General features: G+C 63.2%; 1 protein-coding gene. It reads left to right on the top strand.

What is annotated here, in order from left to right:
• Positions 1 to 204 (top strand): Na+/H+ antiporter NhaA (locus tag ACU18_RS19030; RefSeq protein WP_197273633.1); only part of this gene is annotated, 204 nt, incomplete at both ends.

Raw genomic sequence — 204 nt, 5'->3', positions numbered from 1 at the left:
TCTTTTTCCTGGTGGGCCTGGAACTCAAGCGCGAGTTTGTGGCCGGGGACCTGCGGGAGATCAAAAAGTCGATCGTTCCGGTAGCTGCAGCGGCCGGCGGCGTGGTGGTTCCGGCCCTGATTTACGCTGCGATCAACCTGACAAGCCCCGAGACCCTCCGCGGCTGGGCCATCCCCACCGCCACGGATATTGCCTTCGCTGTTG

Source organism: Arthrobacter sp. ZBG10 (genome assembly GCF_001238605.1).
GTDB lineage: Bacteria > Actinomycetota > Actinomycetes > Actinomycetales > Micrococcaceae > Arthrobacter.
The sequence above is the reverse complement of the archived record's forward strand: the minus strand, read 5'-3'. Positions and strand labels throughout refer to the sequence as shown.